Raw genomic sequence first — 23,972 nt, forward strand, 5'->3', positions numbered from 1 at the left:
AGGCTGATTGAACCCCGCGCACGGACGCGACACACGGGCATCGGTTACTTTCGACTCGCCCAGACCACGCGCCACTGCCTAATTCATGTCGAACCTTTCCGCGTCGCTGGTTCCCGAGATGCTGCGCCGAGGCTGGCAGCATCGGCCGACACCCGACGACGCGCATGCCAGCTTCGGCAGTCATGGTGCCGTGCTGTGGTGCGACATCGCGAAGTACTCGCCGCTGGCGAAGGCGCTGGTCGCGCAGGGCAGCACCGGGGTCGAACGACTGTCCCGCCTGCTGCAGCGGCATTTCGACCGCGTCACCGGCATCGTCCATCGCCACGGCGGCGATTGCAGCGAATTCTTCGGCGACGGCGTGCTGGTGATCTTCGCCGCGGCGTCCGAACAGGGGCTCGCCGATGCGTCGCGCCAGGCACTGGCCTGCGCTGCCGCGATCATCGCGGAATGTCGTGACGAGCTGGAACCCGGCCTGCGACTGTCGCTGCATCTGCATCTGACCGCCGGCGCGCTGCAACTGCTCGATTTCGGCGGCGTCGGCGGCGAGCGCCTGCACGCGGTCGCCGGCGATGCACTGGCGCAGCTGGCGCAGATCACGCGCGACCAGTCGCCGAACCGGATCATCGTGTCGCCGGAACTCGCGGCCCTGGTCGACCGGCCGGTGATCGTCGACCGCCTGCCGCATGGCGGCCTCGTGTTCGAGGGACCGCTCTCGCCGGGCACGGCGGTGCCGTTACCCGACGCCGCGCCGCCGCCGCCGGGACTGGAGGCCTTTCTGGCCCCGCCGGTGCGCCATGGCATCGCCATCGGCGAGCTGCGCTGGGCGGCGGAATTGCGCCATGTGATCGCGGTCTGCGTGCAGCTGCCGGGCGTCGATCAGGCCGCGGCCGACTTTCCGCCGCGCATCCACGAGCTGTCGCGGCTGGTGCAGCAGGTATGCCGGCGCCATGAAGGCGTGCTGCGCTGCCTCGCGGTCGACGACAAGGGCGTGGGCTTCCAGCTGGTGTTCGGCCTGCCGCCGCTGTCGCACAACGACGATGCCCTGCGCGCCCTGCGCAGCGCCCGCGAGCTGCATGCCGAGTTCGCGCTGCGCGGCGTCGCGTCCAGCATCGGCATCGCCGCCGGCGATGCCTTCATCGGCGTGCTCGGCAACGATCTGCGCCGCCATTACGCGGTGATCGGCGACGCCGTGAACCTCGCGTCGCGCCTGTCGCACCTGAAGGACGCACCGGTGCTGTGCGATGAGGCCAGCGTGCGCGACTGCGCCGACCGCGCGCGCTTCACGGCGCTGCCACGGGTGACGGTCAAGGGCTGGTCCGAGCCGTTGCCGATCTGGTCGCCCGACCACGAAGCTGAAGTCCGCGCCCCGGTCACGCTGGTCGGCCGGGCCGACGTGCTCGACACCGTCAACGCCGCCCTCGCCCGCGCCCGCAACGGCAAGAGCGCGACCTGTGTCGTCGTCGGCGAGTCGGGCATGGGCAAGTCGGTGGTGATCGGGGCGGCACGGCGCTCCGCGATCGATCAGGGCTTGCACGTGCTGGTCGGCGAATGCGCCCGCATCGAGCAGAACACGCCGTTCCAGGCGCTGCGCGGCATCTACACCAGCCTGCTCGGGCTCGACACGCTGGCCGACAACAGCGCCCGGCGCGCGCATCTCGAGGCGGTCTGGGGCGCTGCGCACGGCGACCGCCTGTGCCTGCTGAACGCCGTGATTCCGCTCGATTTCAACGACAGCCCGTGGGCTGCCGGCCTGCTGCCATCCGAGCGCGTGGCCAGCATCCGCAGCCTGCTGGCCGAACTGCTGCAGGCCGCCGCGCGCGAACACCCGCTGCTGCTGGTGATCGAGGATGCGCAGTGGGCCGATGACGAAAGCCTGCTGCTGCTCGAGCGACTCGGCCGCCGGCTCGCCGGCGCCGCGATCCTGATCAGCACCCGGCCGCCGACCCTCGCGCTGAACGATCTGATCGACAGCGGCGCGACGCTGATCGAACTGCGTCCGCTGACGGCGGACGAGTGCGGCACGCTGATCGTGACCCAGCTCGGCGCCGTCAGCGTGGCACCGGACGTCGTGGCCAGCCTGCACGAGCGCGCCGCCGGCAATCCGTTCTTCGCCGCCGAACTGGCGCGCTACCTGTTCGACAGCGGCGATCTCGAACGCAGCGCCGACGGCGAGGTCCGCCGCGCGCCGCGCGAGGCCGGACGCCCGGCCAGCCTGCCGACCACGGTGCGGGCGACGATCACCAATCGCATCGACAACATGGCGCCATCGGCGCGGCTGACGCTGAAGGTCGAAAGCGTGTCCGGCCATCGCGGGCCGCTGGCGGCGGTCGAGCAGGTGCACCCGCTGCACATCGACAGCCGCACGCTGGCCGAACATGTCCAATCCCAGCAGCGCATGGGGCTGGTCGACATGATCACCGTCGATGCCGGGCCGGGCTTCGAATTCCGCCACGACATCACCCGCGAAGTGGTCTACGACCTCGTGCTGCCCGAAATGCGGCGGATGCTGCATGCCGATCTCGCACGCTGGTACGAGTCGACCCGCGGCGACGATCTGGCCGGCTGCTACCCGGTGCTGGCCTCGCACTGGGCCGCGGCCGGTCATCCGGAGCGTGCCGCGCGCTACCTCGAACGCGAGGCGGTGCGCGTGTTCAGCAACGGCCACGCGCAGCAGGCGCTGACGACGGGACTCGCGGCGCTGGCACTGCTCGGCGTCGAATTGCCGAACGATCCGGCCGAGGTCGGTGCCGCCATCGGCGCCGGCATGGGCGAGATCCAGAGCCTGATCGGCAACCGCACGCCAGCCGATCACGCCGACCTGCCGGCGATGACCGATGCCGACGCCGCGCGCGCCGTCGCCACCCTGCTGACCGTCGCGCCGCTGGCGTTCCAGAGCAATCGCATCGATCTCTATGCACTGGCTTCGATCACCGCGATGCAGCGCACGCTGCGCCACGGCAATGGCGCCGATGCCGCGCAGGTCTATTCGCTGTACTCGGTCGTGCACGGCGCGCTGACCGGCGACCGCGCCGGTGCCGCCGCGTGGAGCGATCTGGCCCTGATGCTGGACCTGCGCGATGGCGGCAGCCGTTACGGCGAAGTCGGCTTCGTCCACACCTGGTTCCACAGCCACTGGCAGCGGCCGCTGCGCGACAGCCTGCGCATCAGCCTCGACGCCGCCGAGCGCGCACTGGCGACCGGCAACCTGCTGTACGCCTGCTTCAACCTCGCCGGCCACGTGATCTACCAGCAAGCGGCCGGCGTGCATCTGGAGACCGTGATCGACACCGCGCGCCGGCACCTGGACCGCAACGGCGGCCGGGTCAAGAACTCGGCCTTCCACCTGATTCACGAGATGCAGGTGGCCAAGGCACTGGCCGGGCAGACGGCGGACCTGTGCAGCTTCGGCGACGACGAGCACGACGAGGCGCGCGAGCTGGCGTCGATCCTCGACACGACGCTGAGCAACCAGATCGGCTATTTCCTCGTGTCCAAGCTCAAGGTCCACGCGCTGGCTGGCCGCTGGACGGACGCGCTGGCCTGGGCCGAGCGCGCCGAAGCCGCGCGGCAGGCCTATGGCGGCCAGACCGCGGAATTCGAGCTGGTGCAGTACGCCGCGCTCGCCGGTGCCGGGCAGGCACTGGCGTCGGGTGCGCCTGTGGACGCGCGCGCCACCGCCTTCGCCGACCAGATGCGCGCGTGGGCGGCGCTGTGTCCGCCGAACTTCGCGCACAAGGCACGGCTGCTCGATGGTGCACTGGCGCTGGCCGCCGGTGAGCACCCGCGAGCGGAAGCCCTGCTGATCGAAGCCGCCGATGCCGCCGCCAGCGCTGGTTACGCGCAGGACCACGCGCTGGCGCTGGAATGGGCTGCGCGTGCCGCGGCACCGGCGGCGGCACCGGCGTTGCGCGAGCGCGCAGCGGACGCCTGGCAGGCCTGGGGCGCGCGGGCCATGGCGCGGCGACTGCGCAGCGCCTGATTCGAACCGCCTTTCGGAAACGCGTCATTCCCGGGTTCGCGGGAATGACGGCTCGGCAGACCCGCGCTGTCAGGTGCCGCGGCTTCAGTCCCGCGCCAGCAGCAGCGCGTGCGCGTGCATGTCCGGCCCGAGCGCGAACAGCACCAGCCGGTCCTTCGCGATGCCTTCGTTCAGCTCGGCCCACGCGAGGTTCACCGGAATGTTCGCCGCCGTCATGTTCGCGAACAGCGCCAGCGTGCCGAGGTACTGCGCCGGCTGGATCGCGGCCTGCCATGCGTTGGTCAGCACGCTCGATGCCTGATGGCTGATCAGGCTGATGTCGGCACCCGCGAGATGGTTGCGCTTCAGCAGTTCGAACACCGCGCCGACGGAGGCATCGACTCCGAAGCTGCCGAACGCCTTGGCGCCGTCGGGCGTGATCACGAACGTCGGCGGCGTGTCGAGGCTGCTGTAGCCCTCGACCGGCAGCGCCAGCGTGACCGGCTGCCCGGCCATGATCATCGAACCGTAGTGCTCGGTCGCCATCAGCACCTGCTGGTCGACGATGCGCCAGCCGCGCCGGCCGGAACCGACCACGGCCGCCGCCGCGCCATCGGCGGCGCTGATCGCCTGTGGTGTGTGGTAGTCGACATGCCGCGTCCAGTTGGTGCCGACCGCCACCAGCACGTTCGTCGCGCGCTCCGCCCGGATCATCGCGTCGGCCAGCAGCAGGCCGGCGTTGAAGTTCGAGAAGTCGTTGGCCAGCGGCAGCACCCAGCAGGTCGCCGACAGGCCGAGCTCGCGATGCAGCTGGCTCAGGGCATTCGGCGGGTCGAACGCGCTGACCGAGCCGATGCCGAGCAGCAGGTCGACATCGCCGGCCGCAAGCGTCGCCGCCGCCAGCGCCGACCTGGCGGCCGGCACCATGATCGTCATCAGGTCCTCACCCGGCGCCAGCACCCGGCGCTGCTCGTAGCCGGCGAACAGGTGCTTGCCCGGCGGGTCGTTGGCGTGCAGCCACGCGAAGATCGGATCGTCGTTGCCGCGGATCGTCTTCGGCACGCAGTAGCCGGTGCCGAGGATGCGCGGCTCGGTTCTGGCCTCATGCATTCGGCGTCACCCAGGTGGGCGCCGGCAGCTGCAGACGCTGCTGCAGCACGATCTCGGCCGTCTGCAGCGCCCCTTCGACCCAGGTCTGATTGGTCGAATACGCCTCGCCGCAGACGTAGGCCGGGAAGTCGGCCACCGGCTGCGTCATCGTCTGCAGCACCTGCTCGGAGCGATAGCCGGGGTTCCAGAAATGCACCGCGCCGCCGTACGGATCATCGGCCCAGTCCATGTACGCCGCGTCGATCGGGGCCGGCGCGTGCAGCACGCCGTGCATCTGCTGAAGCTGGCGATGCATCTCGGCCACCATCACGTCCGGCGCCTTGTGCGTGCGCCAGTTGCGCCGGTACGGATGCTCGTTGCGCACGGACTTGTGCGCCGGGCCGAACGCGTTCGCGGTCTGGCCGTGCGCGTGGTCGCGGGCGCCGCGGAAGTGCGCGGGACGGCCCTCGTCCAGCGACGGTGGCCGCTGCCGCAGCCCGGCCCAGAACGAGACGCTGGTGGCATCGTTGTAGGCCATGATCGCGGCGTGGCCGGATTCGGGATCGACCTTGCTGGTCGGCTCCGAGCCCCAGTAGTAGCACTGGCGCAGCGGCAGGTCGGTCAGCGAACGGCCCTGGCTGACGCCGACCGCCTGCCACCAGGCGTTCGGATAGACCACGAACAGCTTGAACAGCGGCACGCCTTCGACCGAGTCGAGCAGCGACTGCACGGCCGGCGCCCGCGCCGGATCGAGCACCGGACCTTCCGGCCGCAGCAGGCGCAGCGCGCGCTTCGGCATCGCCAGCACGATCGCCCGCGCCTTCAGGCTCGGCCGACCATCGTGATGACGGATCTCGACGCCGGTGCTGCCATCGGCAAAGGTCACGGCATCGAAGCCGGCCACCCAGGTCTCGGTCGCGACGCGGCCACCCACCGCCTTGAAGCGCCGTTCGAGCTGCCACGGCAGGCTTTCGTAGCCGTCATCGAGCAGCGAGTACTTCACCGTCGGCGTGAAGTCGAAGTATTCGGCGAGCAGGTCCGCCGCGTTGGCGTTGGAGCCGAGGCAGTCGTAGCCGATGGTCTTGATCGCCAGCTCGTGCGCTTCCGGGCTCAGCACGCGCGCCAGCAGGTTCCAGAAGCCCCAGCGATGCAGCGGCTGGCCGTCGATGCGGGCGGTGTGCAGGAAGCTGCGCAGCGCGTCGCCGCTCAAGGTCGAGATGCCGGGCAGCAACTGCTCGGCCGCCCAGCCGATCAGGGTCGGCGCCGGGTTGCTCGCGTCCAGCGCCTGCTGCTCGGCCCAGCGCAGGCGATACGGCAGCTTTGCGGCATCGCCGAGATCGCGGTTGCGCAGCCGGTGATCGCGCAGGTACGCGAGGTTCGCGGCCGTGTCGACGATCTGCGGATGGCGCGCCATCTTCAGCTCGTTCTCGATCAGGCTGCGCGCCAGCGTCTGGCTCGACACGTAGCGCATGCCGCCGAGCTCGCAGGTGACCTTCGGCATCGTCGGCGGCCGGGCCGACAGCAGTCGGCCACCGATCCGCGCGCTGCCTTCGATGACGGTGACGCTGAGCGTGCGGCCGCCTCGGGTCCACTTCGACAGGATCGGCGATGACGCCGGATCGGCCGTCATCAGGCGCCAGCCGGTGTAGAGGCCGGAGACGCCGCCGCCGACGATGGCGACATCGACATCGGGTTGCAGATCAGTGCTGGTCTTGCGGGTCATGCGCGGGTTCCTCGGCGAGCGTGATGGCGCGTCAGGCATGCGGCGGCAGATAGGCCGGGTTGTAGTACGGCGGCACCTGCTTGCGATCGATGCGGGCCACGATCACCTGCGGCCGGCCCTTCGCCGCCGCCTTCAGCACCGCGGGCATCACGGCCGCCAGATCGTCCGGCGAATCGATGCCATGGGCGTCGGCGCCGAGGCCTTCGGCGAACTTGACCAGATCGGGCTTGCCGAGCCCGTACAGGCCGTCGTAGACCTTCGGGTCCGTCGGATCGGGATGCAGGATGCTCATGCCCTGCGTGACCATGTGCAGGTCGTCGTCGTTGAGAACGACCCAGATCGCGCCGAGCCGGTAGGCCTGCGCGGTGGAGACTTCGGCACCGTGCATCAGGAAGGCGCCATCCCCGACCACCGCGAGACAGACCCGCTCCGGTGCCGCGAACTTGGCGCCGATGACCGCGCCGACGCCGAAGCCCATCGGCCCCATCGCCAGCGAGGGATGAATCTGCCGCGGCGGGTCGATCACGAAGTAGTGCGAGGCCCAGCCGACGCAGTTGCCGGAGTCGAGCATCACGATGGCATCGTCCGGCAGCGCGTCCTGCAGCACGCGGATCAGCGCCGGCGGCTTGATCGGCCGGGCCTTGCCCTTGTAGTCGTTCGGCGCCACGAACGGCGAGAAGCGGCGCTTGATGCCGGCGAGGAAGTCGCGCCGGGCTTCGATGTCCGCCGCGCTCCAGGTGCACGCGGCGGCGGCCGCCGGCAACGCGTCGAACAGTGCGCCGGCCTCGCCGACGACGCCGAGCGCCAGCGGCAGGCCGCGGCCGAGCGCGCGGCTGTCGACATCGACCTGCACGATCGGACCTTGCGGTTCGATCATCGGCAGCCAGTTGTGCGTGGCCAGCCCACCGAGCGCCGAGCCGATGATCAGCAGCGCGTCGTAGGGTTCGGCGTTCGGATCGGCCAGCGTCGGCTTCATCCAGTATTGCGGCCACTGGCAGCTGGCGAAGCCGTAGACCCGCAAGGACAGCGGATGCGATTCCGGGAAGATTCCCTTGCCGTCGGCAGTCGTGATCACCGGAATCTGGTACTGCTCGACGAAGGCCAGCAGCCTGGCCAGCCCGCCGGCCGCGAGCGCCTTGCGGCAGCCGTTGCCGAGGAAGACCAGCGGCCGTTTCGCCCGACTGAGGATTTCGGCGATGCGCTGGACGTCGCTGGCGGCAATGCCGCCGGGGCCGCAGCGGTAGCGGGTCGTCGCCTTGGCCAGACCCGCGGCCGGCAGGGTTTCGAGCGACACGTTGTCCGGCAGGCTCAGGTGGGTCGAGCGCCCGGGCGTGCCGAGCGCGATGCGCAGCGCCTGCTCGATCAGTTCCTGGGCATTGCTGCCGGTGCTGATCATCGCGCTGAAATCGGTGCTGGCCGCGTACAGGCGATTGACGTCGAGCCTGAAGTCCGTGCCCTCCTGCAGATAACCCTTGCCGAAGAACTGCTGGGCCACTTCGCCGGTGATGGTCAGCAGCGGCGAGCCGTCGTTGTCGGCATTCATCGTGCCGGTCAGGGCATTGGTGGCGCCGGGACCGGTGGTGACCATGACCACGCCGAGCCCGCCGCTGATCCGGGCGTAGCCGTCGGCCGCGTAGGCGGCGCCGGTCTCGTGCCGGCAGATGACGTAGCGAACCTCGTCCCGCGCATTCTTGAAATTGACCAGCAGGTTCTGCAGCCCGCCGCCGGGGATGCCGAAGACGTGTCGCGCGCCTTCGAGCTTCAGGTAATGGAGGATGGTGTCGGCGACCGTGACATCGACCGGTGCCGGCGGCGTCACCAGCGCGGCGGGAGAGGGAGATGGGGACATGTGCGGGTGGCTCCTGAGCCGAAATGCCGTCTGCAGCGGCATGCCCGAAGAATGGCCCCGAGCCCATCGCATGAACAGCCCTGCAGGCCGCCGCGGGCGCCCGGTGCGAGCGCTGTGTCGCAATTTGCACCGGCTTCGTGCCGAAAGCGGACCTTGCCTGCTAGCCTTCGCGCGAGCGCTGCCGAATCCGGTTCGGTGCGGCATGACACGCCAAGGAGCCCTGACTTGAGCCACGACCTGCACCTGCTGCGCCGCGTGCCGCTGTTTTCGGAACTGACCGACGAGGATCTGCGCAGCATTGCCGATCGCATGACCCTGCGCCGCCTCGGCGCTGGCGAAACGCTGTTCGAGCGCGGCGATCCGGGTTCCGCCCTGTATGTCGTGCTGCGCGGCACGGTGCGCGTGCTGCTGCCGTCGGCCAAGCCGGGCAGGAAGCCGGTGGTGCTGGAACAGCTCGATGCCGGCGAATTCGTCGGCGAGATGGGACTGATCGACAGCGCGCCGCGCATGGCCAGCGTCGATTCCCCCGGCGGGGCAGACCTGCTCGAACTGACTCGCGAGAACTTCATGCTGCAGCTCGACGGCTCCCCGAGAGTCGGCATCGCGATGCTGGCGATCATGTCGAAGCGCCTGCGGATCGCCGCCGAGCTGCTCGGCACCACGGCCTCGCGCGACATCAACAAGGAGGCGGATGCCGAACTGACTTGGTCGCAGCGGCTGGCGGATCGCGTTGCGGAGTGGAACGGCAGCTGGTCGTTCCTGCTCATCCTGATCATCGGCACGGCGATCTGGGCCGGCATCAACAGCATTCCGGCGCTGAAGTTCGACCCCTACCCGTTCCAGTTCTTCAACTTCTTCCTGGCGCTGCTGGTCGCGATCCAGGGGCCCCTGTTGATGATGAGCCAGAACCGGCAGACCCGGAAGGAACGGCTGCACGCCGATGCCGACTACGAGGTCAACCTGAAGAACGAGACCGGTATCCACCGCATCCTGTTCGAGATTGCCGAACTGCGCGATCAGCTCGACATGCTGCGCCGGGAGCAGGCCCGTTCGTCCAGCGAGACGTCCGGCGGCTGATGCCTCCGGCGATGGTCGGGTCGGATCGACGGTGAACCCGGCACGCGCACCCGACGATGCACGTGCCGGTAAGTTTCAGCGACCGCCGAGCGACGGCGTGCAGAAGCAGATCGCGTAGATCCGCTTCGGGTCATCGAGACGCTTCACGGCATCACCGAGCGCATCGGCCGGTGCGGCGAGCGCCTTGCCCCCGGGCAGCGCGGCCAGCAACTGCGACAGGTCGATCCGGCTCCTGCTGCCGAACAGATCGCCGACGAACTGCTTGAAGAAATCGCGATCCGGCTGCAGCTCGTTGATCCGGTAGCTGCCCGGTTCCAGCTGCGCGATCGTGGCCAGCGCGGCTTCGGCGTCACCGAAGCTGCCGAGTTCGTCGACCAGACCCAGTTCCTTGGCCGCCTTGCCGCTCCAGACCCGGCCGCGGGCAATCGAGTTGACCTGCTCGACCGGAATCTTGCGGCCCTTGGCCACCCCTTCGATGAAGTTGCGGTAGCCCTTCTCGATCTGCAGCTGGAACAGGGTCTTGATCTCCGCCCCCAGTGGCCGGTCGATGCGCAGCGCGCCGGCCAGCGGCGTGGTGCCGACGCCATCGGTGTGGACACCGATCTTGTTCAGCGGCTCGGCGAACGTCGGGATCATGCCGAAAATGCCGATCGAGCCGGTGATCGTCGTCGGCTCGGCAAAGATCTTGTTGGCGTCCATCGACACCCAGTAGCCGCCGCTCGCCGCGAGCGTCGACATCGATGCGACCACCGGCTTGCCGTCGGCCTGCAGCGCCAGCACGCCGCGGCGAATCTTTTCGGACGCGAAGACGCTGCCGCCGGGCGAGTTCACGCGCAGCAGCACGGCCTTGACCTTGTCATCGCGCCGGGCCTTTTCGAGCAGCTCGCTGACGGTGTCGCCGCCGGCCGTGCCTTCGTCGCCTTCGCCATCGACGATCTCGCCCTGGACCACGACGACCGCGATCTGCTTCGACGCGAGTTGCGCCGCCTTCTCGGCCTTGACCGCCGCCAGATAGCTGCCGGTGTCGATCTGCCGGAACGAGCCGTGGTCGCTGTCCTCGCCGACCTTCTCGATCATCCGCTTGCGAAACTCGGCCTGGGTTTCGACTCGGGTGACGAGCTTGGCGTCGAGCGCGTAGGCGGCGATGTCGCCCCGATGCTTTTCCAGCCCGGCCGACAGACCGGTGATGTAGCGGTCGGCGGCATCCGGCGTCAGCTTGCGCGCCTCGCCGACGTTCTTGCCGTATTCCTTCCACAGGTCGCCGAGCCAGGCCTGGTTGGCGGTACGCGCTTCCGGCGACATGTCGTTGCGCTCGTACGGCTCCACTGCCGACTTGAACTCGCCGACGCGGAAGATGTTGACCTCGACCCCGAGCTTGTCGAGCGCGTCCTTGAAGTAGTTGGTGTAGACCGAGAAGCCTTCGAGCAGCACCGAGCCGAACGGGTCGAGCGAGATCTCGTCAGCCTGTGCCGCGAGGTAGTACTGCTTCTGGTCGAACGAGTCGCCGTAGGCGTAGACCGGCTTGCCGGCGGCCTTGAACTTGCGCAGCGCGACGGCGATTTCCTCGAGCTGCGGCAGCCCGGCGCCTTCCATCTCGTCCGGCTTGACCACGAGGTACGGGATGCGCGGATCGGTGGTCGCGGCGTCGATCGCCTCGACCACTTCGCGCAGCGAGGTCTGCGTCGGCTTGGCATCGCTGAACTGACGCAGGAAGTGGCGACCGCGATCATCGACGACCTGATCGCTGAGTTCGCCGAACGGGATGACGGTCAGCGCCAGGTTGTCCTCGATCGTCGGTGCGGTGTTCTTCGAGCCCGCCCACAGGCTGACGCCGATCACGACCAGCGTGATGACCACGAGGGCGCGCCAGCAGAAGACGATCAGGGTCCAGATCCAGCTGAACAGGCGCACGATCAGGGAGCGCGGTTCTTTCATTCGTGAAAAATCCGGGAATAAGGGGGAGCAGCGAATGTATCCCACAGGCCCGCAAAAAGCGCGGCGCGCTCGGCGAACGCGCGTGTCGTCGCGACCGGCGAATCGCTGTGACGCTGAGGCGCAACGCCTTGGGATGCGTCGGTCGCCGTCCGGGTTTGCTACCCTGCCGCCCCGCGCGTGGTCGGCACCTCTGCGCACGTTGCGGCAGGCAGCCGGCACGGCGGCCTTGTCTGCCGGCGGCGACACCCCATGATCGAAACAGCGAAAATGGCGGCATGTGGCGGACTCGCGCCGGCTGGCGGTCAGGTCGCTGGCACCGCTCCGCCGCGTTCATCCAGATTCACCGGCAATCCCTGCACGATCAACGTCTTGCCGCTTACAGGAAACTTTCAGCCCGTCCATGAGCAACCACCATCCCCTGATCATTCTCGGCTCCGGCCCCGCCGGCTACACGGCCGCCGTCTACGCCGCGCGCGCCAACCTGAAGCCGGTGCTGATCACCGGCATCGAGCAGGGTGGCCAGCTGATGACCACCACCGAAGTCGACAACTGGCCGGGCGATGTCGAAGGCCTGATGGGCCCCGATCTGATGGACCGCATGCGCCGCCATGCCGAGCGCTTCGACACCCAGTTCATCTATGACCACATCGACGCGGTCGATCTCAAGAATCGGCCGTTCAAGCTCACCGGCGGCAGCGGCGAATACACCTGCGATGCGCTGATCATCGCCACCGGTGCCAGCGCCAAGTACCTCGGCCTGCCGTCGGAAGAATCCTTCCGCGGCAAGGGCGTGTCGGCCTGCGCGACCTGCGACGGCTTCTTCTACAAGGGTCAGGACGTCGCCGTGATCGGCGGTGGCAACACCGCTGTCGAGGAAGCGCTGTACCTGTCGAACATCGCGAACAAGGTCACCGTCGTGCACCGCCGCGACAAGTTCAAGGGCGAGAAGATCCTGCACGACAAGCTGTTCAAGCGGCAGGCGGAAGGCAAGGTCGAGATCATCTGGAATTCCGAACTCGACGAAGTGCTTGGCGATGCCAGCGGCGTGACCGGCATGCGGGTCCGGAACGTGCAGGACGGCGCGACCCGCGAGGTCAAGCTGGCCGGTGTCTTCATCGCCATCGGCCATTCGCCGAACACCGCGATCTTCGACGGGCAGCTCGAGATGGCGGGCGGCTATCTCAAGGTCAGGAGCGGCAGCGAGGGTGGTGCCACGGCGACCAGCATCGACGGCGTGTTCGCCGCCGGCGACGTCATGGATCACGTCTACCGTCAGGCGATCACGTCCGCCGGCACCGGCTGCCAGGCCGCACTCGATGCCGAGAAGTATCTGGACAAGTTGCACGGCCACTGAGGCCGTCCGCGTCGACGCGCGGAAGCCCCGAACCCTCCCCGCACAGGAGGGTTTTTTTGTGGCCGCGGCGATGGCACTCTCGCCACATGCGCCGCCTTGCAACTCTGCTGCTGATCGTCGTTCTGGCCATGCTGGCCGGATGCGCCAGCGCGCCGAAGGATGATTTCGGCGCGCAGCGGCAGGCGATCATCGAGACCGCGCTCGGCCAGCTCGGCCGGCCGTATCGCTATGGTGGGCGCGATCCGTCCGGCTTCGATTGCAGCGGGCTGGTGCAGTTCTCGTATGCCGAGGCGGGTGTCATCGTGCCGCGCGACACGAAATCCCAGCGCGACTTCGGCAAGACCATCGAGCTCGATCAAGCCCGGCCCGGCGATCTGCTGTTCTATCGCTTCGAACGCGGCAATGGCCTGCATGTCGGCCTGTACATCGGCGACGGCCGCATGGTGCACGCGCCGGCATCGGGCAAGCAGGTCAGTCTGGTGGCGGTCGAAGCGCCGGAGTGGAAGAAGCGCTACGTCGAAACGGTGCGGCTGCTGCGCTGAGCTGCGCGTTGGCAAGGCGCGCGAGGTCGGCGCTTACTTCGCCAGTTCCTGCAGGTTGACCGGATCGATGTACTTCTGCAGTCCCGACATTGCGGCGGTGACACCCGGGTTGCTGTAGAGCTCGGTGCCGGCCACCTGTCCCAGCGCCTGGAAGGCGGTCTGGAAGGTGTTCGGGCCTTCGAGCTGGATCGCCTTCTTCGCCTGCTCGCGGCAGGCTTCGGTGACCAGCTTCATCGTCAGTTCGCCTACTGCCTTGTTCGAAGCCTCGACCTGCTCGGCGGTGACCTTGACGATCGACGCGAGGTCCGGATGGGCCGCGCCGGCCGTGAACATCCAGCGCACCAGGGCGGCACGGTCGGCCGGCGTCGTCGCGGTGATCATGCATTTCGACAGATCGTCGGCGAACGGGCCGGCCCACGACGCGGTGCTGACGCTGGCCAGCAGCGCCGCGGCTGCCAGTGAAATCGAACGGGACATCCGTGTGCTCCGATGGTCGGGTCGCTGCCCTGCCGACCCGGATCGAGGATAGCCGAACCGGCCTTGCCCCGGCTGCCGCCCGTCACCTTTTCCGATGCAACAGCGCGCAGCGGGTCTCAGTGGCAGGGCTGCGCCGCGTTCAGATAGTCCCGCGAGACCTGCTGGCGGTTGTGCACGCCGTCCGTCAGCACGACGAACCGGCAAGCGCCCTGGGCGTCGCAGAGGTCGCCACAGGCGCCGTAGGCCCGGTTGCCGCGGCTGCCGTCGAGCCGCGTGCCCGACAGGATGTTCTCGTTCAGCACATCGAACGCCTGCGCCATCGAGCGCGACGAATCCAGCACGCCGTGACGCTTGGCCATGATGGCGAACAGGGCAACCATCACCAGCACGCTGAGCGCGACCAGCCCGCCTTCGGACCAGCGCCTGACCTGCGTCTGTCGTGCGCGGATCGCGCGAACCCGCTGACGTCCGGCTGGGCTGACGATCATCGTGAGCGCTTGTCGTGACCACGGCATCCGGAACATGGCCCACCTCCTGTGTTGCTCCGGGGTGGCGCCTTACAAGTTCCGTTCCCGCGACGGCGGGGCCGGCAGCAGCGGTCTCGGGCGGCGCCTCCCATTCATCAAATCCCTGATGAATCAGCCGTTTTGCGCGATGCGTCAGCCGCGCCCGGCGTCCGTCGAGTCGCGGATCGTGATCGGATTCCGACGCCGCCGGGGCGCTGATGCCGGTCGATCCGGCACCGGCGCCGCGACATCGACTCAGCTGACGATAATCCGACTCGCCTCGCCTGCCGGCTTGGCGCCGGACAGGATCAGCGCGTTCAGGCGGCGCACGAACGCCGCCGGGTCTTCCAGCTGCCCGCCTTCGGCCAGCACCGACTGGTCGTACAGGATCGCGGCCAGATCGCCGAACTCGGCGTCGTCGGTCGCGTTCTGCAGGCGCGTGACGAACGGATGGTCCGGGTTGATCTCGAGCACCGGCGGCAGCGCCGGCGCGGCCTGCCCGGCCTGCTTCAGGATCTTTTCGAGGCGGCGGCTCATGCCGTAGTCCGGCGCCACCAGACAGGCCGGCGATTCGACCAGCCGCGACGACACCTTCGCCGATTCGATCTTCGCACCGAGCGCGGTGCCGATCCGTGCCAGCAGCGGCGCGAATTCGGTCTCGATCTTTTCCTTCTCGGGTGTGGCGATCGCCGAATCCAGATCAGCCCCGCCGGTGGCGCAGGATTCCAGCGCCTTGCCGTCGAACTCCGGCAGGTGCATGACCACCCATTCGTCGATCCGGTCGGTCAGCAGCAGCACTTCCCAGCCCTTCTTGCGGAAGCCTTCGACATGCGGCACGGCACGCGCCGCAGCCGGCGTGTCCGCGGTGACGTAGTAGATCTTGGACTGGCCTTCCGGCATCCGGGCAACATAATCGGTCAGCGACACGCGGCTGCCATCGGTGCTGGCCGTCGATTCGAAGCGGCACAGCTTGGCGATGCGCTCGCGATTGACGGTGTCTTCGACCAGACCTTCCTTCAGCACCGCGCCGAACACGTCGTAGAACTTGCCGTAGTCCTCCGGCTTGTTCTTGGCCATGTCGTCGAGCAGGTCGAGCACGCGCTTGGTCAGCGCGGCCTTCAGCTTCTCGACATTGCGATTGCCCTGCAGCAGCTCGCGCGAGACGTTCAGCGGCAGGTCGTCGGAATCGACCAGGCCGCGCACGAAGCGCAGGTAGGCCGGCAGCAGTTCGGCGCCGTGGTCCATGATGAACACGCGCTTGACGTACAGCTGCAGGCCGCGCGACTTGTCGCGGTCCCACAGATCGAACGGCGCGACGCTCGGGATGTACAGCAGCGAGATGTAGCTGAGGTTGCCTTCGACTCGCTGGTGGGCCCAGGTCAGCGGCTTGGCCGGGTCATGCGACAGGTGCGTGTAGAAGCCGGTGTAGTCGTCGTCGGTCAGCTCGGCCTTCGGGCGCGTCCACAGTGCGGCGGCCTTGTTCAGCGTTTCGCTGTCCTTGTCGCCGATCTTCAGCCGCACCGGCAGGCCGATGTGATCGGAATACTTCCGCACCAGATGGCGCAGGCGGTGCTCTTCAAGGAATTCCTTTTCGTCCTCGCGCAGGTGCAGCGTGACGTCGGTGCCGCGGCTGGCCTTGTCCGCCGGCTCCAGCGAGTAGCTGCCCTCGCCGGTCGATTCCCAGACGTGGGCCTCGGTCTCGCCGGCCTTGCGCGAGGTCACCGTCACGCGGTCGGCGACGATGAACGCCGAGTAGAAGCCGACGCCGAACTGGCCGATCAGCTGCGCATCCTTCTTCGCGTCCGCCGACAGCTGCTCCATGAACGCCTTGGTGCCGGAGCGGGCAATCGTGCCGAGGTTGTCGACCATGTCCTGGCGGCTCATGCCGATGCCGTTGTCGCGGATGGTCAGGGTGCCGGCGGCGCTGTCGACGACGAGATCCACCGCCAGATCGGCATCGCCATCGAGCAGCCCGGGGTTCTGGATGCTGAGGAAACGCAGCTTGTCGGCGGCGTCCGAAGCGTTCGAGACCAGTTCGCGCAGGAAGATTTCCTTGTTCGAGTACAGCGAGTGGATCATCAGCTTCAGCAGCTGACGGGTCTCGGTCTGGAACTCATGCTGTTGCGGCGTGGCGGTATCAGTCGTCATCGTGGGGCGCTCCGGTTGCAGAAGATGCGGACGCCGTGTTGTTGGGCTCAGGCCGCGCGCTTTTCAAGAGCCGCGCCGGGTCGCCGACCCGTCTGCGGCGGGCGGGCATGGCACGAATCAAGACCGGAGCGTGCTGCCGCGTCAGCCCAGCGCGGTGATCGACTGGTTGGTGCGGCGCAGCTTGTAGGTGACATCGCGCGCCAGATTCTCGAGCAGCGCGATCTTCAGTTCCGGGTGCGTGGCGGACAGGCGATGGACGTCGTCGGCATCGAGCACCCGCAGCCGGACGTCGCTGTCGGCGCTGGCCGAGGCGCTGCGCGCGGTGGCGCCGAGCAGGATCAGCTCGCCGAAGTTGCTGCCCGGCCCCATCGATTCGATGCGATGGTGATCGCCGTTCATCAGCGGCAGCAGGATGCTGACGAAGCCGCTTTCGATCGCGAAGATCCGGCGGTCGTTCTGCTGCCCGGCGGTCAGGATCAGGTCGCCCTTGGCGAAGTGCTCGGTCCAGCTCATCGCCTCGACCTGCGCCAGCAGCGCCGCCGACAGGCCGCGGAACAGCGGAGCCTCGGCGAACGACATCTCGGCGCCGACATCGCCGTCGGCCTCGATCAGCCGGCGTTCGCACCACTGCACCGCCAGATCGTTGTCCTCGAACGACAGGAAGCCGTGCGGCCCGTCCACCGCCCGCATGCCGCGACGCAGCGCCGCGCGCAGGCTTTCCCGCCCGTGCAGGCGCGAGTACACCACCGCGATGCCGCGCGCGGCGAGCTGCGCGTGCGTGTGCCCGAACAGGCGCGCGGCGCTGTCGGTGATCTGCGTGACCTGGTGCAGGTCGAGGATGCAGCAGTCGCTGTCATCGGCCAGCGCCAGCATCCGGCGGGTGATGAACTCCGCGCCGTCGGCGGCGAGGGGGCCGTGCAGCGTGTAGTACTTGATGCGCGAGGCGCGAGGATCGATCCGGGCACGCAATGCCGCCGGGTAATGCCGTTTCGACGGCACCTCGGCTGCCGTGTAGACGCGGCTCAGCGCCATGCTCGGCTGGCTGCTGTGGCTGAACACGTTGAGCTGCAGGTCCTGCGACAGGCGCTTGCAGACCTCGATGCCGCGCACGCTGTTGCCCTTGGCATCGAGCAGCGGCGAATAGATGCCGATGCCGAAGCGGCCCGGAAGCACGGCGATGATGCCGCCGCCGACGCCGCTCTTGGCCGGCATGCCGACCTCGTACAGCCAGCTGCCCGCGTAGTCGTACATGCCGCAGGTCGCCATCACCGACAGCACCGGCGCGGTCAGTTCGGCCGGCAGCGCCCGCTGGCCAGTCACCGGATTGACGCCGCGGTTGGCCAGCGTCACCGCCATCATTGCCAGATCGCGGCAGTCGACGAGAATCGAGCACTGCCGGAAGTAGTTTTCGAGCGGCGCCATCGGATCGTCGTGATCGATGATCCCGAAGTTCTTCAGCATCCACGCGATTGCGCGATTGCGATGACCGGTCTCGCTTTCCGAGCGGTAGATCGACTCTTCGATCTCGACCTCGCGACCGATGAACGCCGCCATCGCGGCACGGATCCGCTGCCACTGGCTGTCCGCGGTGTCGCCTCGCACCAGACTGGTGCTCGCGATTGCACCGGCATTGATCATCGGGTTCTTCGGCGCACCTGTTTTCGGATCGAGACTGATCGAGTTGAAGGCATCGCCGCTGGGCTCGACCCCGACCTTGCCGGAGACGAAAGCCTGCCCGCGATCCGCCAGTGCCGCGGCGTAGACGAACGGCTTGGAGATCGACTGGATCGTGAAGCGCTTGTCGGCGTCGCCGGCCGAGTAGGCGATGCCATCCAGGGTGACGATGCAGATGCCGAAATCCGAGCGCTCGGCCTTCGCCAGTTCCGGGATGTAGTCAGCCAGCGCGCCGGCATCGAGCGACGACAGGTCGGCATGCAACCGGGAGAGATAGTCGGCAATCGGGGACGGCATTCGGCAAGGTCTCGGCTGCGAACAGGGGGATCGTTCGCCGTCCATGGCAGCCGCCCTGGGAGCAATAGCCATGCCGATCAAGCGTCTGCGACCGTCAGCGTGCAGTCGTTCTGCGATGCGGTTCTCGCGAGCCGTACGCCTTGAGCGGCTGCGCCGCGATCCGGCGACCACGAAAAAAAAGCCGGCATCGTTTCCGATGCCGGCTCGTGCCGGGCGATGGCGCGCAGGGCGCGCCGATCGACTGCCTCAGCCCAGCTTTTCCTTGATGCGCGCCGCCTTGCCCTGACGGCCGCGGAGGTAGTAAAGCTTGGCGCGGGCGACTTCGCCGCGGCGCTTGATCACGATTTCCGCGACCTGCGGGCTGTACGTCTGGAACACGCGCTCCACACCTTCGCCGTGGCTGATCTTGCGCACGGTGAACGCGGAGTTGACGCCGCGCGAACGCTTGGCGATGACCACGCCTTCATAGGCCTGCAGACGCTCGCGGTCGCCTTCCTTGACCTTGACCTTCACTTCGACGGTATCGCCGGGACGGAAATCCGGGACGACCTTGCCGGCCATCGTTTCCGCATCCAGCTGCTGAATGATCTTGCTCATGTCACTACACCTCGTTCAAAGACGACGTCATTTCGACGCCTAGTTTTTCTCGCCGGAGCGCTCGTGGAGGAATTCCTTGAGCAACTCGGCATGGGGACGACTCAATTCCAGCTCTTCCAGCAGATCAGGCCGCTTCAGGAACGTGGCCCCTAACGCCTGTTTCAAACGCCATCGCGCGATTTTCGCATGATCCCCGGACAGCAGCACGTCCGGCACCGCTTCACCGCGCCACGACGGCGGCCGCGTGTAGTGCGGATGGTCGAGCAGGCCGGCGCTGAACGAATCCGCTTCCGCAGACCCTTCATGCCCCAGCACGCCCGGCAACCAGCGCGACACCGCGTCCACCAGTGCCATCGCGGCGAGCTCCCCGCCCGACAGCACGAAATCTCCCAGCGACACTTCGAAATCGATCAGCGGCGTGACCCGCTCGTCGAGACCTTCGTAGCGTCCGCAAACCAGTACCAGCGCCGGTTCCACGGCCAACTGCTTCACCAGCGCCTGCGTCATCGGCAAGCCCTGCGGGCTCAGCGCGACGACCTTGGCGTTGCCGATCGCCGTTTTCGCGGCGGCGATCGCATCGGCCAGAGGCCCCGGTTCCATCACCATCCCCGGACCGCCGCCGTAAGGACGGTCATCGACCCGGCGATCCGCTCCGTCGCTGTAGTTGCGGATATCGCGCGCCGAGAGGCTCAGCGCGCCGACCTCCACCGCCTTGCGCGGAATGCCGACCTTGACCACCTGCTCCACGAACTCCGGGAACAGGGTCAGGACTTCTATCTTCACGACCACCCGGCCATCGGATCAGTAATCCGGCGACCAGTCAGCAACGATCCGTTTCGCGTCGATGTCGACCGAGACGATGATCGGCCCCTGCACGAACGGAATCAGGCGCTCCTTCGCAGCTTCGCCTTCACCGTCGGTCAGCACCAGCACGTCCTGCACGCCGTTTTCCATCATCGCGGTGACCGTGCCGAGCGCCTCGTCCTCTTTCGAGGTGACGACGCAACCCAGCAGGTCGGCCCAGTAGTAGCTGCCGGCCGGAGCCGGCGGCAGTTCCGACCGATCGACCGCGATGTCCCGCCCGACCAGACGAGCCGCGATGTCGCGATCAGCGATCGGCTGGCCATCGCGACCGGTGACCTGGGCGATGATGCCGTTGACCTGCGCCTTGGCATCGACCAGCGTGGCGAGGTAGCCGTCTTCGGCACCGAGCCACCACTGCGGATACTTCAGGAGGTTGTCGGCCGGGCGGGTGTTCGAAACGATCTTGACCCAGCCCTTGATGCCGAAAACGCCGGCGACGCGACCGAGCGTCACCCGGCGTTGGGCTGCCGTCACTTCAGACGGCGGCCGGCGCCGTCACGCCCTTGACCAGGAACGCCACGCGCTCCGAGATCTGGGCGCCGTTCTGCTGCCAGTAGGCGATGCGGGCGGCGTCGACCACCAGCTTCTGCTCCTGACCGCGGGCATTCGGGTTGTAGTAGCCCAGGCGCTCGACGAACTTGCCGTCGCGCGACGAACGGCTGTCGGTCGCCACGACGTGATAGAACGGACGCTTCTTGGCGCCACCGCGGGCCAGACGAATCTTCATCATGATCTTTTGAACTCTCGGGAAATACTGACGCTGGGAACGCGAAAGCGCGGAATGATAATGCGCAGTGCCCCGGATTGCCACCCCGCGTTCGCCCGATGGTCGCACCCGCCCCGTCCTGTTCCGGCGATTGCCGGCATCCGGCTGCCGCTTCGAGACCGATCTCCTCCTTTCGAGCGACTTCTGGCTTGATTCCTGCCGGGTACACTCCCTATTGATGGAATCGGCCAGCCGCAGCACGCCTGACGGGCGTCGAAGCGATTCGTCCCCGGTCACGCGGCCGTCACCTTCGTGCGCCGCCCGCCGCCTATCATTTTGCATCGACACCTTTCCTCGAGAGTTCCAGCCATGACCGATCTGACGATCAACGGCGTCAAGCAGCACCACGACGGCGACCCCAACATGCCGCTGCTGTGGTTCATCCGCGACGAAGTCGGCATGACCGGCACCAAGTTCGGCTGCGGCGTGGCCCAGTGCGGTGCCTGCACCGTGCATCTCGACGGCCAGCCGATCCGCTCCTGCGTGACACCGGTGTCGGTCGCCGCCGGCAAATCGATCACCACGATCGAGGGCGCGGCGTCCGACAAGGTCGGCGCGGCCGTGCAGGCGTCGTGGCGCAAGCTCGACGTGGTGCAGTGCGGCTACTGCCAGTCCGGGCAGATCATGTCGGCCGTGGCGCTGCTGAAGAAGAACAAGAAGCCGAGCGATGCCGACATCGACACCGCGATGAACGGCAACGTCTGCCGCTGTGCGACCTACGCCCGCATCCGCGCGGCGATCCACGACGCCGCCGCGTCGCTGGCCTGAACCGCATCCGGAGAACTGACATGGGCATCCTCAATCGCATCGCCGGCAACGGTCCGGCTCCGTCGGCGCCGTCCGAGCCGCTGGTCAACCTGAGCCGGCGCGGCTTCCTGCAGGGTAGCGGCGGTCTCGTCGTCGGCGTGTTCCTCGGCGGCGTCGCCGGCTGCTCGTCGAAGGACGCGGCGCCGGCCCCTGCGCCGACACCCGCCCCGGCTGCGGCGCCGCCGCCCATCGAACCGACGGCGTTCATCCGCATCGGCACCGACAATCAGGTGACGGTGATCTCGAAGCACCTCGAAATGGGCCAGGGCACCTTCACCGGCCTCGCCACCCTGGCGGCCGAAGAGCTGGACGCCGACTGGTCGCAGGTCACGGTCGAGGCCGCGCCGGCCGACAATTCGAAGTACGCGAACACGCTGATGGGCGTGCAGGTCACCGGCGGCTCGACCGCGATGGCGAACTCGCATGACCAGATGCGCCGCGCCGGCGCCGCGATCCGCTCGATGCTGGTCGGCGCCGCGGCGGCCGAATGGCAGGTGCCGGCCGGCGAGATCACCGTGTCGAAGGGCGTGGTCAGCCATGCCGCATCGGGCAAGACCGCCACCTTCGGCCAACTGGCCGAGGCCGCGGCGAAGCAGCCGGTACCGTCGCCGACGGCGGTCAAGCTCAAGGATCCGAAGGATTTCGTGCTGATCGGCACGCTCGGCACGCCGCGCAAGGATTCGAAGGCCAAGACCGACGGCACCGCGATGTTCACGCAGGACGTGAAGCTCGATGGCCAGCTGGTCGCCGTCGTCGCGCATGCGCCGAGCTTCGGCGCCACCTTGAAGAAGGTCGACGACAGCAAGGCCAAGGCCATCGCCGGCGTGACCGCTGTTATCCCGTTCGAGTCGTACAACGGCATCTTCCGCGCCGGTGTCGCGGTGCTGGCGAAGAACACCTGGGTCGCCAAGCAGGGCCGGGACGCGCTGGTGCTGGAGTGGGACGAGAGCAAGGCCTTCCAGCTCAGCTCCGCCGATATCCTCAAGGAATTCAAGGAACTGGCAGCCAAGCCGGGCGCGGTCGCGATCAAGCGCGGCGATGTCGCCGCCGCGCTCAAGGAACCGGCGAAGCAGGTTGTCGCCGAGTACGAGTTCCCGTACCTCGCCCACGCACCGATGGAGCCGCTGAACTGCATCGTCACGATCAGCGACAGCGGCTGCGACATCGTCAACGGCGAGCAGATGCACACGCCGGATCAGGGTTCGGTGGCGGCGCTGCTCGGCATCAAGCCGGAGCAGGTCCGGATCAAGCAGATGTACGCCGGCGGCAGCTTCGGCCGCCGCGCCAGTTCGAAGTCCGACTACGTGCTGGAAGCCGCGCAGATCGCCAAGGCCGCGGCAACGCAGGGCGTGAAGGCGCCGATCAAGATGGTCTGGACCCGCGAAGACGACATGCGCGGCGGCTATTACCGCCCGGCCATGTTCCACAGCGTGCGCGCCGGTCTCGATGCCGGCGGCAAGTTGACCGGCTGGCAGCAGCGCACGGTCGGTCAGTCGATCGCCAAGGGCACGCCGTTCGAGGCGTTCATGGTCAAGGACGGCGTCGATGGCACCTCGGTCGAAGGCTCGGCCGATACCCGCTACGACATCCCGAACCTGCAGGTCGAACTGCATACCATCGAGTATTCGATGCCGGTGCTGTGGTGGCGCTCGGTCGGCCACACGCACACCGCGTACGTGATGGAAACGATGATCGACGAACTGGCGCAGACCGCCGGCCAGGATCCGGTCGCGTTCCGGCGCGGCCTGCTCGAGAAGCATCCGCGCCACCTCGGCGTGCTGAATCTGGTCGCCGAGAAGTCCGGCTGGGGCACGCCGCTGCCGGCCGTCGCCGGCAAAAAGCGCGGCCGCGGCATCGCCGTGCACGAGTCGTTCAATACCTACGTCGCGGAAGTCGCCGAAGTGTCGATCGATGCCGACGGCACGCTGACCGTCGACCGCGTGGTCTGCGCCGTCGACTGCGGGCTGGCGATCAATCCGGACGTGATCAAGGCGCAGATGGAGGGCGGCATCGGCTTCGGCCTCGCCGCGATCCTGCATTCCGAGATCACCTTCGAAAAGGGCCGCCCGGTGCAGGGCAATTTCGACAGCTACCCGCCGTTGCGGCTGACCGAGATGCCGAAGATCGACGTGCATCTTGTGGCGTCGGCCGAGCCGCCGACCGGCGTCGGCGAGCCGGGTACGCCGCCGATCGGTCCGGCCGTCGCGAACGCCGTGGCCGCGGCCACCGGCAAGCGCATCCGCAAGCTGCCGTTCGGCGATCAGCTGAGCGCCTGACGCGCACGCCCTCGAAAGCCCGGAGTCGGCCTC

Annotated in this window: 18 protein-coding genes; 6 read left to right on the top strand and 12 right to left on the bottom strand. The window is 68.0% G+C overall.

Features of this window, described 5'->3' with window-relative positions; all coding sequences use genetic code 11:
- Positions 1 to 85: 85 nt before the first annotated feature.
- Positions 86 to 3,979 carry an AAA family ATPase gene (locus QZ951_RS15305; RefSeq protein ID WP_293002078.1) on the top strand — a complete coding sequence of 1,298 codons (3,894 nt, stop codon included), beginning with the start codon at positions 86 to 88 and terminating at the stop codon, positions 3,977 to 3,979.
- Between the two features lie 84 nt (positions 3,980 to 4,063).
- Here the strand turns inward: QZ951_RS15305 and QZ951_RS15310 are convergent, their stop codons facing one another.
- Genes QZ951_RS15310 through QZ951_RS15320 form a run of 3 tightly spaced genes read right to left on the bottom strand, consistent with a single transcriptional unit; the run spans position 4,064 to position 8,619 of the window.
- Positions 4,064 to 5,068: a hypothetical protein gene (locus QZ951_RS15310; protein ID WP_293002081.1), complete on the bottom strand. Its 1,005-nt coding sequence runs from the start codon at positions 5,066 to 5,068 to the stop codon at positions 4,064 to 4,066.
- Positions 5,061 to 6,770, bottom strand: a complete 1,710-nt coding sequence (locus tag QZ951_RS15315) for an FAD-dependent oxidoreductase (RefSeq protein ID WP_293002083.1) — start codon at positions 6,768 to 6,770, stop codon at positions 5,061 to 5,063. Before QZ951_RS15315 ends, QZ951_RS15310 begins: the two co-directional genes overlap by 8 nt.
- A 31-nt stretch (positions 6,771 to 6,801) precedes the next feature.
- Positions 6,802 to 8,619 carry a thiamine pyrophosphate-binding protein gene (locus QZ951_RS15320; protein WP_293002085.1) on the bottom strand — a complete coding sequence of 606 codons (1,818 nt, stop codon included), beginning with the start codon at positions 8,617 to 8,619 and terminating at the stop codon, positions 6,802 to 6,804.
- Positions 8,620 to 8,844: 225 nt separating this feature from the next.
- Between QZ951_RS15320 and QZ951_RS15325 the strand changes: the two genes are divergently transcribed.
- Positions 8,845 to 9,696, top strand: coding sequence for a DUF1003 domain-containing protein (locus QZ951_RS15325; protein WP_293002087.1), 852 nt, complete (start codon positions 8,845 to 8,847; stop codon positions 9,694 to 9,696).
- Positions 9,697 to 9,771: 75 nt separating this feature from the next.
- On the opposite strand, the gene sppA is transcribed toward QZ951_RS15325, so the two are convergent.
- On the bottom strand, positions 9,772 to 11,631 hold the full coding sequence (sppA, locus tag QZ951_RS15330; RefSeq protein ID WP_293002089.1) for a signal peptide peptidase SppA: 1,860 nt from the start codon (positions 11,629 to 11,631) through the stop codon (positions 9,772 to 9,774).
- A gap of 400 nt (positions 11,632 to 12,031) precedes the next feature.
- On the opposite strand from sppA, the gene trxB reads away from it, so the two are divergent.
- Both trxB and QZ951_RS15340 read left to right on the top strand, forming a co-directional pair.
- Positions 12,032 to 12,985, top strand: a complete 954-nt coding sequence (trxB, locus tag QZ951_RS15335; protein ID WP_293002091.1) for a thioredoxin-disulfide reductase — start codon at positions 12,032 to 12,034, stop codon at positions 12,983 to 12,985.
- Between the two features lie 86 nt (positions 12,986 to 13,071).
- Positions 13,072 to 13,527, top strand: a complete 456-nt coding sequence (locus QZ951_RS15340) for an NlpC/P60 family protein (RefSeq protein ID WP_293002093.1) — start codon at positions 13,072 to 13,074, stop codon at positions 13,525 to 13,527.
- A gap of 33 nt (positions 13,528 to 13,560) precedes the next feature.
- Here QZ951_RS15340 and QZ951_RS15345 read toward each other — a convergent pair whose 3' ends face one another.
- The 8 genes from QZ951_RS15345 to rpsP all read right to left on the bottom strand — a co-directional run bounded on the left by QZ951_RS15345 (position 13,561) and on the right by rpsP (position 20,820).
- Positions 13,561 to 14,004, bottom strand: a complete 444-nt coding sequence (locus QZ951_RS15345) for a hypothetical protein (RefSeq protein WP_293002095.1) — start codon at positions 14,002 to 14,004, stop codon at positions 13,561 to 13,563.
- A gap of 116 nt (positions 14,005 to 14,120) precedes the next feature.
- A complete protein-coding gene (locus tag QZ951_RS15350) occupies positions 14,121 to 14,492 on the bottom strand; it encodes a hypothetical protein (protein WP_293002097.1) in 372 nt (123 codons plus the stop codon).
- Positions 14,493 to 14,765: 273 nt separating this feature from the next.
- Positions 14,766 to 16,658 carry a molecular chaperone HtpG gene (gene htpG, locus QZ951_RS15355; protein WP_293002099.1) on the bottom strand — a complete coding sequence of 631 codons (1,893 nt, stop codon included), beginning with the start codon at positions 16,656 to 16,658 and terminating at the stop codon, positions 14,766 to 14,768.
- A gap of 141 nt (positions 16,659 to 16,799) precedes the next feature.
- Positions 16,800 to 18,629: a glutaminase A gene (gene glsA, locus QZ951_RS15360; protein ID WP_293002101.1), complete on the bottom strand. Its 1,830-nt coding sequence runs from the start codon at positions 18,627 to 18,629 to the stop codon at positions 16,800 to 16,802.
- 246 nt (positions 18,630 to 18,875) lie between these two features.
- Entirely contained in the window at positions 18,876 to 19,226 is a 351-nt protein-coding gene (gene rplS, locus QZ951_RS15365) for a 50S ribosomal protein L19 (protein ID WP_293002103.1), read from the bottom strand.
- Positions 19,227 to 19,265: 39 nt separating this feature from the next.
- Positions 19,266 to 20,009 carry a tRNA (guanosine(37)-N1)-methyltransferase TrmD gene (trmD, locus tag QZ951_RS15370; RefSeq protein WP_293002105.1) on the bottom strand — a complete coding sequence of 248 codons (744 nt, stop codon included), beginning with the start codon at positions 20,007 to 20,009 and terminating at the stop codon, positions 19,266 to 19,268.
- A gap of 18 nt (positions 20,010 to 20,027) precedes the next feature.
- Positions 20,028 to 20,564, bottom strand: a complete 537-nt coding sequence (rimM, locus tag QZ951_RS15375; protein WP_293002107.1) for a ribosome maturation factor RimM — start codon at positions 20,562 to 20,564, stop codon at positions 20,028 to 20,030.
- Between the two features lies 1 nt (position 20,565).
- Positions 20,566 to 20,820 (bottom strand): 30S ribosomal protein S16, encoded by a 255-nt coding sequence (gene rpsP, locus QZ951_RS15380; protein ID WP_293002109.1) that lies wholly within the window; start codon positions 20,818 to 20,820, stop codon positions 20,566 to 20,568.
- Positions 20,821 to 21,165: 345 nt separating this feature from the next.
- On the opposite strand from rpsP, the gene QZ951_RS15385 reads away from it, so the two are divergent.
- Complete coding sequence (locus QZ951_RS15385; protein ID WP_293002111.1) at positions 21,166 to 21,624, top strand: (2Fe-2S)-binding protein; 459 nt, start codon at positions 21,166 to 21,168, stop codon at positions 21,622 to 21,624.
- Positions 21,625 to 21,644: 20 nt separating this feature from the next.
- Positions 21,645 to 23,939 (top strand): xanthine dehydrogenase family protein molybdopterin-binding subunit, encoded by a 2,295-nt coding sequence (locus QZ951_RS15390; RefSeq protein WP_293002113.1) that lies wholly within the window; start codon positions 21,645 to 21,647, stop codon positions 23,937 to 23,939.
- Positions 23,940 to 23,972 lie beyond the last annotated feature (33 nt).

Origin of the sequence: Nevskia sp. (assembly GCF_021732705.1) — a bacterium.
Lineage (GTDB): Bacteria > Pseudomonadota > Gammaproteobacteria > Nevskiales > Nevskiaceae > Nevskia.

Bases quoted from the DNA above. Each gene is read 5' to 3' on its own strand.
- QZ951_RS15340 (WP_293002093.1), top strand. From the start codon at position 13,072: ATGCGCCGCCTTGCAACTCTGCTGCTGATCGTCGTTCTGGCCATGCTG.
- QZ951_RS15315 (WP_293002083.1), bottom strand. From the start codon at position 6,770: ATGACCCGCAAGACCAGCACTGATCTGCAACCCGATGTCGATGTCGCC.
- trxB (WP_293002091.1), top strand. From the start codon at position 12,032: ATGAGCAACCACCATCCCCTGATCATTCTCGGCTCCGGCCCCGCCGGC.
- QZ951_RS15320 (WP_293002085.1), bottom strand. From the start codon at position 8,619: ATGTCCCCATCTCCCTCTCCCGCCGCGCTGGTGACGCCGCCGGCACCG.
- QZ951_RS15310 (WP_293002081.1), bottom strand. From the start codon at position 5,068: ATGCATGAGGCCAGAACCGAGCCGCGCATCCTCGGCACCGGCTACTGC.
- QZ951_RS15350 (WP_293002097.1), bottom strand. From the start codon at position 14,492: ATGATCGTCAGCCCAGCCGGACGTCAGCGGGTTCGCGCGATCCGCGCA.
- rpsP (WP_293002109.1), bottom strand. From the start codon at position 20,820: ATGATGAAGATTCGTCTGGCCCGCGGTGGCGCCAAGAAGCGTCCGTTC.
- htpG (WP_293002099.1), bottom strand. From the start codon at position 16,658: ATGACGACTGATACCGCCACGCCGCAACAGCATGAGTTCCAGACCGAG.
- glsA (WP_293002101.1), bottom strand. From the start codon at position 18,629: ATGCCGTCCCCGATTGCCGACTATCTCTCCCGGTTGCATGCCGACCTG.
- QZ951_RS15305 (WP_293002078.1), top strand. From the start codon at position 86: ATGTCGAACCTTTCCGCGTCGCTGGTTCCCGAGATGCTGCGCCGAGGC.
- QZ951_RS15385 (WP_293002111.1), top strand. From the start codon at position 21,166: ATGACCGATCTGACGATCAACGGCGTCAAGCAGCACCACGACGGCGAC.
- QZ951_RS15345 (WP_293002095.1), bottom strand. From the start codon at position 14,004: ATGTCCCGTTCGATTTCACTGGCAGCCGCGGCGCTGCTGGCCAGCGTC.
- sppA (WP_293002089.1), bottom strand. From the start codon at position 11,631: ATGAAAGAACCGCGCTCCCTGATCGTGCGCCTGTTCAGCTGGATCTGG.
- rplS (WP_293002103.1), bottom strand. From the start codon at position 19,226: ATGAGCAAGATCATTCAGCAGCTGGATGCGGAAACGATGGCCGGCAAG.
- QZ951_RS15390 (WP_293002113.1), top strand. From the start codon at position 21,645: ATGGGCATCCTCAATCGCATCGCCGGCAACGGTCCGGCTCCGTCGGCG.